Origin of the sequence: Pseudomonas sp. HD6422, assembly GCF_025377065.1 — a bacterium.
Classification (GTDB): Bacteria; Pseudomonadota; Gammaproteobacteria; order Pseudomonadales; family Pseudomonadaceae; genus Aquipseudomonas; species Aquipseudomonas putida_U.
Window position 1 is genome coordinate 1 of record NZ_JAHWIW010000066.1, and the last position, 8,307, is coordinate 8,307.

6 protein-coding genes and 1 pseudogene are annotated in these 8,307 nt (G+C 61.1%); 5 read left to right on the top strand and 2 right to left on the bottom strand.

Annotated elements, in window-relative coordinates; genetic code table 11:
- Nucleotides 1-121 precede the first annotated feature (121 nt).
- A complete protein-coding gene (locus tag KY379_RS26760) occupies nt 122-562 on the bottom strand; it encodes a universal stress protein (protein ID WP_133328643.1) in 441 nt (146 codons plus the stop codon).
- 110 nt (nt 563-672) lie between these two features.
- Between KY379_RS26760 and KY379_RS26765 the strand changes: the two genes are divergently transcribed.
- From KY379_RS26765 to topA, 5 genes are all read left to right on the top strand, one after another.
- Nucleotides 673-1,110, top strand: a complete 438-nt coding sequence (locus KY379_RS26765; protein WP_261241669.1) for a hypothetical protein — start codon at nt 673-675, stop codon at nt 1,108-1,110.
- A gap of 432 nt (nt 1,111-1,542) precedes the next feature.
- Nucleotides 1,543-3,690 carry a fatty acid oxidation complex subunit alpha FadB gene (gene fadB / locus KY379_RS26770; protein ID WP_133328638.1) on the top strand — a complete coding sequence of 716 codons (2,148 nt, stop codon included), beginning with the start codon at nt 1,543-1,545 and terminating at the stop codon, nt 3,688-3,690.
- Nucleotides 3,691-3,721: 31 nt separating this feature from the next.
- Entirely contained in the window at nt 3,722-4,897 is a 1,176-nt protein-coding gene (fadA, locus tag KY379_RS26775) for an acetyl-CoA C-acyltransferase FadA (protein ID WP_133328636.1), read from the top strand.
- 80 nt (nt 4,898-4,977) lie between these two features.
- Nucleotides 4,978-5,229 carry a DUF1653 domain-containing protein gene (locus tag KY379_RS26780; RefSeq protein ID WP_133328634.1) on the top strand — a complete coding sequence of 84 codons (252 nt, stop codon included), beginning with the start codon at nt 4,978-4,980 and terminating at the stop codon, nt 5,227-5,229.
- Nucleotides 5,230-5,329: 100 nt separating this feature from the next.
- Nucleotides 5,330-7,939, top strand: a complete 2,610-nt coding sequence (topA, locus tag KY379_RS26785; protein ID WP_261241667.1) for a type I DNA topoisomerase — start codon at nt 5,330-5,332, stop codon at nt 7,937-7,939.
- 113 nt (nt 7,940-8,052) lie between these two features.
- On the opposite strand, the pseudogene KY379_RS27560 reads toward topA, so the two are convergent.
- Nucleotides 8,053-8,142: pseudogene (locus tag KY379_RS27560) on the bottom strand (IS200/IS605 family transposase); the annotation flags it as partial.
- Nucleotides 8,143-8,307 lie beyond the last annotated feature (165 nt).

The following is an 8,307-nucleotide window of genomic DNA, read 5'->3' on the forward strand; positions in this document are numbered from 1 at the left end:
GTTGTTTGGTTGTTTTTCTTCGTCCGCCCGCCGTCCGCGGCCCCCCCCCCCCCCCCCCCCCCCCCCCTGCTGGGGGGGGGGGGCGGGGCCTCCCCCCGCGAAGAGGCCGCTGCAGCCTACATCATTCCTTCTTCTGCAACCGCACTGCCAAGACATCGCACGGTGCGCCATGCAGCACGTCGTTGGCGGTGGAGCCCAGCAGCAAGGCCAGGCCATGTCGGCCATGGCTGCCGACCACGATCAGGTCGCACTTCTGGTCCTTGGCCAGTTGGTGGATTTCCTGGCGCGGCTGCCCGTAGGTCAAATGCGAATCGCCGCGGTTGATTTCAGGATATTTATTGAACAAGCGGTCCATGCGCTCCTTGGCCTGGTCGAACTGCTGCTGCTGCAGTTGCGAGAGGTCCATTGGCACGTCCCCGCCAAAGGCCATGGCCATCGGTTCGACGATATGCACCAGCGAGACTTTGGCCCCCGTGGGTTCGGCCAGCTTCATGGCACGCTTGATCACCGGGTCGCACTCTTCGGTAAGGTCGACGGCGACCAGAAGATGTTCGTAGGACATGAGCAGTACTCCTGACAATCGCGATAGTAGAAGTATGGTCGCTTTATGGCAGGTCTTCCGTGAAAGATGAGTAACCTGCTCATTTGCAACGCTTTATGGGATCTACAGATATGACGGTATGGCTGGTTGTGTCAATCCTTGCGCTGATTCTCAGCCCGCTTTCCTGGCTGCGCCTGTCGCGCAAGCAGGGCGAGCAGATGACCTTGCGCCTGGAAGCGCGGCGCATGGGCCTGGCCATGCAGTTGGCCCCCCAGCAGTGGCCGCACTGGCTGGAGCGTGAGCCGCCGAGCCCTTGCCCGCAGTACCATCGGGCGCGGCGTCGGGGTCATGAAGACTGCTGGTGCTACTGGCAGGTCAGCCCCGGTGTGTGGTGGAACCAGTGGCGTGAGGTGTGCGACGACGCGCGCCTGGCCGAGGTGTTTTCCCGGCTGCCCGAGACCGTCTACAAGGTCGAGGCCGACAAGCGCATGATTGCCCTGTACTGGAGCGAACGCGGCGAAAAATCTGTGTTGCAGGATATTGCCCACGCCTTCGAAACCCTCGCATAAAAAATGCGGAGGTGGCAAACCACCTCCGCATCTACCTCGATAAGGCCAGGCAGGCCGGACAGCACCCACACTATAGCCGCTAGTTCCCACTCGGCACCATCCATCGCACTCGCTGCTGCAAAAATACGTCCGATTGTTGCCATGAATGGCCAACGATCACCGTCATCATGCGTACTACCTTTATTCGCTAGCGTGACCGGAAAGTCGCGTCCTCAGCCTGATTCTGAGCATTTGACAACGCGGATCTTTTCGGAGAATGTGTGCACACCCAAATCAAACGGGCGTATGAATTGAGCGTTTGTATGTCACACCGCTCGTACAGAATCCCGACTATCGCGCCGATGGGTGAGCTTGGGGCAAGGGCCGCAAGGCCGACTTGGCCATCAGCGATCGGCGTGTACAGTTCAGCTTCCATATCGTGGAGATCAGTTGATGATTTACGAAGGTAAAGCCATCACGGTTAAGGCTCTTGAAAGCGGCATCGTCGAACTGAAGTTCGACCTCAAGGGTGAGTCCGTCAACAAGTTCAATCGCCTGACCCTGGACGAACTGCGCCAGGCGGTCGACGCCATCAAGGCCGACGCCTCGATCAAAGGCGTGATCGTCAGCAGCGGCAAGGACGTATTCATCGTCGGCGCCGACATCACCGAGTTCGTCGACAACTTCAAGCTGCCCGAAGCTGAATTGGTTGCCGGCAACCTGGAAGCCAACCGCATCTTCAATGCCTTCGAAGACCTCGAGGTGCCGACCGTTGCCGCCATCAACGGCATCGCCCTGGGCGGTGGCCTGGAGATGTGCCTGGCGGCCGACTACCGGGTGATGTCCAGCAATGCCAAGATCGGCCTGCCGGAAGTCAAGCTGGGTATCTACCCAGGCTTCGGTGGTACCGTTCGCCTGCCGCGCCTGATCGGTTCGGACAACGCCATCGAGTGGATTGCCGCCGGTAAAGAGAACCGCGCCGAAGATGCCTTGAAGGTCGGCGCCGTCGATGCCGTGGTGGCCCCCGAGCTGCTCTCGGCTGCCGCTCTGGACCTGATCAAGCGCGCCATTTCCGGTGAGCTGGACTACAAGGCCAAGCGTCAGCCGAAGCTGGAAAAGCTCAAGCTCAACGCCATCGAGCAGATGATGGCCTTCGAAACCGCCAAAGGTTTCGTTGCCGGTCAGGCGGGGCCGAACTATCCGGCGCCGGTCGAGGCCATCAAGTCGATCCAGAAGGCCGCCAACTTCGGTCGCGACAAGGCGCTGGAAGTCGAAGCAGCCGGTTTTGCCAAGCTGGCCAAGACTTCGGTCGCCGAAAGCCTGGTCGGTCTGTTCCTCAATGACCAGGAGCTCAAGCGCAAAGCCAAGGCGCACGACCAGATCGCCCACGACGTCAAGCAGGCTGCCGTGCTCGGCGCCGGCATCATGGGCGGTGGTATCGCCTACCAGTCGGCGGTCAAAGGCACTCCGATCCTGATGAAGGACATCCGCGAAGAAGCCATCCAGCTGGGTCTGAACGAGGCCTCCAAGCTGCTTGGCAAGCGCGTCGAAAAAGGCCGTCTGACCCCGGTGAAGATGGCCGAGGCGCTCAACGCCATTCGACCGACCCTGTCCTATGGCGACTTCGGCAATGTCGACATCGTGGTCGAGGCCGTGGTCGAGAACCCGAAGGTCAAGCAAGCGGTACTGGCGGAAGTGGAAGGCCAGGTCAAGGAGGACGCGATCCTCGCCTCCAACACCTCGACCATTTCCATCAGTCTGCTGGCCAAGGCGCTCAAGCGTCCGGAAAACTTCGTCGGCATGCACTTCTTCAACCCGGTGCACATGATGCCGTTGGTGGAAGTCATCCGTGGCGAGAAGTCCAGTGAAGTGGCCGTTGCCACCACCGTGGCCTACGCCAAGAAGATGGGCAAGAACCCGATCGTGGTCAATGACTGCCCGGGCTTCCTGGTCAACCGCGTGCTGTTCCCGTACTTCGGCGGCTTCGCCAAGCTGGTGAGCGCTGGCGTCGACTTCGTGCGTATCGACAAGGTCATGGAGAAGTTCGGCTGGCCCATGGGCCCGGCCTACCTGATGGACGTGGTCGGCATCGACACCGGCCACCATGGCCGCGACGTCATGGCCGAAGGCTTCCCGGACCGCATGAAAGACGAGCAGCGCTCGGCCGTCGATGCTCTGTACGAGGCCAACCGCCTGGGTCAGAAGAACGGCAAGGGCTTCTATGCCTACGAGACCGACAAGCGCGGCAAGCCGAAGAAAGTCTTCGACGCCACCGTGCTCGACGTGCTCAAGCCGATCCTGGGTGAGCAGCGTGAAGTGAGCGACGAAGACATCATCAACTGGATGATGATCCCGCTGTGCCTGGAGACCGTGCGCTGCCTGGAAGACGGCATCGTCGAAACCGCCGCAGAGGCGGACATGGGCCTGGTCTACGGCATTGGTTTCCCTCCGTTCCGCGGTGGCGCGCTGCGCTACATCGATTCGATCGGGGTGGCCGAGTTCGTCGCCCTGGCCGACCAGTACGCCGACCTGGGCCCGCTGTACCACCCGACCGCGAAGCTGCGTGAAATGGCCAAGAACGGCCAGCGCTTCTTCAACTGAGTGGCCAACGAGCTAGAGCGAGATTATTGATATGAGCTTGAATCCAAGAGACGTGGTGATTGTCGACTTCGGTCGCACGCCGATGGGCCGCTCCAAGGGTGGCATGCACCGCAATACCCGCGCTGAAGATATGTCCGCGCATCTGATCACCGAGTTGCTCAAGCGCAATGACAAGGTCGATCCAAAAGAAGTCGAAGACGTGATCTGGGGCTGCGTCAACCAGACCCTGGAGCAGGGCTGGAACATCGCCCGCATGGCTTCGCTGATGACGCCGATTCCGCACACCTCGGCGGCGCAGACCGTCAGCCGCCTGTGCGGCTCGTCGATGAGCGCGCTGCACACCGCTGCCCAGGCGATCATGACCGGCAACGGCGATGTGTTCGTCATCGGCGGCGTCGAGCACATGGGACACGTCAGCATGATGCATGGCGTCGATCCCAACCCGCACCTGTCCTTGCATGCCGCCAAGGCTTCCGGGATGATGGGCCTGACCGCCGAGATGCTCGGCAAGATGCACGGCATCACCCGCGAGCAGCAAGACCTGTTCGGCCTGCGTTCGCACCAGTTGGCGCACAAGGCCACGGTCGAAGGCAAGTTCAAGGATGAAATCATCCCGATGCAGGGCTACGACGAGAACGGCTTCCTGAAGGTCTTCGATTTCGACGAGACCATTCGCCCGGAAACCACCCTCGAGGGACTGGCGTCCCTCAAGCCGGCGTTCAACCCCAAGGGTGGCACCGTCACTGCCGGTACCTCGTCGCAGATCACCGATGGCGCCTCGTGCATGATCGTCATGTCCGGCCAACGTGCCATGGACCTCGGTATCCAGCCGCTGGCGGTCATTCGCGCCATGGCGGTGGCCGGCGTCGACCCGGCGATCATGGGCTATGGCCCGGTGCCGTCGACCCAGAAAGCCCTCAAGCGTGCCGGCCTGACCATGGCCGACATCGACTTCATCGAGCTCAATGAAGCCTTTGCCGCACAGGCCCTGCCAGTGCTCAAGGATCTGAAAGTGCTCGACAAGATGGATGAGAAGGTTAACCTGCACGGCGGCGCCATTGCCTTGGGTCACCCGTTCGGTTGCTCTGGGGCACGGATTTCCGGCACCCTGCTCAACGTCATGAAGCAGAACGGCGGCACCCTGGGTATCGCCACCATGTGCGTGGGCCTGGGCCAAGGCATCACCACTGTCTTCGAACGCGTCTGATCGCGTCGCGGGACAGCGACCGGGGCCTAGTGCCCCGGTTTTTGTTTTTCTACAGGTTTTGTTTCAAGAGGACAGGCGACATGCAGATACAACCAGGCGTATACCGTCACTACAAAGGGCCTGAGTACCGTGTCTTCAGTGTCGCGCGGCATTCCGAAAGCGAAGAGTGGATGGTTTTCTACCAATGCCTGTATGGTGATTACGGGTTCTGGGTTCGGCCTCTCGCGATGTTCCAGGAGTCGGTCGAGGTTGACGGCGAGCAGGTGCCACGCTTTGCTTTGGTCAAGGCCGAAGAGGGGTTGCCGGCACTGTCGGTGAAAGCCGGCGAATAGTCGACCGAACTTGACCTCACAGTTTCACCACTATATATAGCGGTGCCGCGTCCGGCACCTGACGCGTTTTTCATCTTCAGATTCAGGAATACTCCGATCCATGGGCAAATCGCTGGTCATTGTGGAATCCCCGGCCAAGGCCAAGACCATCAACAAGTACCTGGGCAACCAGTACGTGGTGAAGTCGAGTATCGGCCATATCCGAGACCTCCCCACCAGCGGTTCGGCCAGCGCAAGCAAAGAGCCAGCCGCCAAGCGTGGCAAGGCCGCGGGTGAGGCCCCGGCGCTGTCGCCGAAGGAAAAGGCCCGCCGCCAGCTGGTGGCGCGCATGGGCGTCGATCCGGACCATGGCTGGAAGGCCAAGTACGAGATCCTTCCCGGCAAGGAAAAGGTGATCGAAGAATTGCGCCGCCTGGCCAAGGATGCCGACACCATCTATCTCGCAACCGACTTGGACCGCGAAGGGGAGGCCATCGCCTGGCACCTGCGCGAAGCTATCGGCGGCGATGACACCCGCTACAAGCGCGTGGTATTCAACGAGATCACCAAGAAGGCCATCCAGGATGCCTTCTCCCAACCGGGCGAGCTGGATATCGATCGGGTCAACGCCCAGCAGGCGCGCCGTTTCCTCGATCGCGTGGTCGGCTACATGGTTTCGCCGTTGCTGTGGGCCAAGATCGCCCGTGGCCTGTCGGCCGGTCGCGTGCAGTCGGTGGCCGTGAAGCTGGTGGTGGAGCGTGAGCGCGAAATCCGTGCCTTCATTCCCGAAGAATACTGGGAAGTGCATGCCGACCTGGGCACTGCCAAGGACGCCAAGGTGCGTTTCGAGGTGGCCCGGCACAACGGCGAGGCGTTCAAGCCGCTCGACGAAGCCCAGGCCATGGCAGCCCTGGAGCAGTTGAAGGCGTCGAGCTACAGCGTGGTCAAGCGCGAAGACCGCCCGACCAGCAGCAAGCCCTCGGCGCCGTTCATCACGTCCACTCTGCAACAGGCGGCGAGCAACCGGCTGGGCTTCGGCGTGAAGAAGACCATGATGATGGCCCAGCGTCTGTACGAAGCCGGCTACATCACTTACATGCGTACCGACTCCACCAACCTGTCGGTCGATGCCCTGGACATGGCCCGCGGCTATATCGAGCGCGAGTTCGGCAAGCAGTATCTGCCGGACGCACCGGTGGTGTATGGCAGCAAGGAGGGTGCCCAGGAGGCGCACGAGGCGATTCGCCCATCCGACGTCAACACCCACCCGACCAAGCTCAGTGGCATGGAGCGCGACGCCGAGCGCCTGTACGAGCTGATCTGGCGTCAGTTCCTGGCCTGCCAGATGCCGCCCGCGCAATACCTGTCGACCAGTGTCACGGTCGCTGCCGGCAATTTCGAGCTGCGCGCCAAGGGCCGTATCCTCAAGTTCGACGGTTACACCCGTGTGCTGCCCCAGCAGAGCAAGCCGGGTGAAGACGACGTGCTGCCGGAAATGGCCCAGGGTGAGGTGCTCAAGCTGATCCAGCTCGATCCGAGCCAGCATTTCACCAAGCCGCCGGCACGCTTCACCGAGGCGAGCCTGGTCAAGGAAATGGAAAAACGTGGTATCGGTCGTCCATCGACCTACGCCGCGATCATTTCCACTATCCAGGACCGTGGCTACGTGACCCTGCACAACCGCCGCTTCTACTCCGAGAAGATGGGCGATATCGTCACCGAGCGCTTGTCCGAGAGTTTCTCCAACCTGATGGACTACGGCTTCACCGCCGGCATGGAAGAGAACCTCGACGACGTGGCCCAGGGCGAGCGTGACTGGAAGAACGTACTCGACGAGTTCTACGGCGACTTCAGCCAGAAGCTGCAGACTGCCGAGTCGGCGGAGAACGGCATGCGTGCCAACCAGCCGACCATGACCAACATTGCGTGCAAGGAATGCGGTCGTCCGATGATGATCCGCACCGCCTCCACCGGCGTGTTCCTCGGCTGCTCCGGCTATAGCCTGCCGCCGAAGGAACGTTGCAAGGCCACCGTCAACCTGGTGCCAGGCGATGAAATCGCTGCCGACGACGAGGGCGAATCGGAATCGCGCGTACTGCGCGGCAAGCACCGCTGCCCGATCTGCGCCACGGCCATGGACGCCTACCTGCTGGACGAGAAGCACAAGCTGCACATCTGCGGGAATAACCCCGACTGCCCGGGTTACGAGATCGAGGAAGGCAGCTACCGCATCAAAGGCTACGAAGGGCCTAGCCTGGAGTGTGACAAGTGCGGCAGCGAGATGCAGCTGAAGACGGGCCGCTTTGGCAAGTTCTTCGGTTGCACCAATCCGGCGTGCAAGAACACCCGCAAGTTGCTCAAGAGCGGCGAGGCGGCGCCACCGAAGATGGACAAGGTGGACATGCCTGAGCTCAAGTGCGAGAAGGTGGACGACACCTATGTGCTGCGTGACGGCGCATCGGGACTGTTCCTGGCTGCCAGCCAGTTCCCGAAAAACCGCGAGACCCGTGCGCCGTTGGTGCTCGAAATCCTGCCGCACAAGCATGAGATCGATCCAAAGTACCACTTCCTCTGCGATGCGCCGCAGAAAGATCCGGATGGCAGGCCAGCGGTGATTCGCTACAGCCGCAAGACCAAGGAGCAGTACGTGCAGTCCGAGGTCGATGGCAAGCCGACCGGTTGGAAGGCCTTCTACGACGGCAATGCCTGGAAAGTCGAAGACAAACGCTGATCGTTCAGTGTCGTGATTAGGGCCGCTTTGCGGCCCTAATCATCGATTTTCTCCGCGAGATACCCCGTACTTTAGTGCGGGGAGGAATAGCGAGGCGTGCGAACTGCGCGCCCTCACGCCGGCCTGTCTTGCTGCTCGATGTGGCGCCGAACCACGTCCAATGGCGTACCGCCTACGCTGCCGGCGAAATACGACGCCGACCATAACGCATTCCCCTGTCAGGCTGGTTGCATCAATTCCGGGAAATAACACGCAATGAATTCTCCACTAGACCAACCTTGAAAAAGCCAGGGTAAACGCGCTATTTTGCTGAACAATATGGATAAAGGCCAATCCAGAGTGAAAGCCACCAAAACCCTCCAATTGCG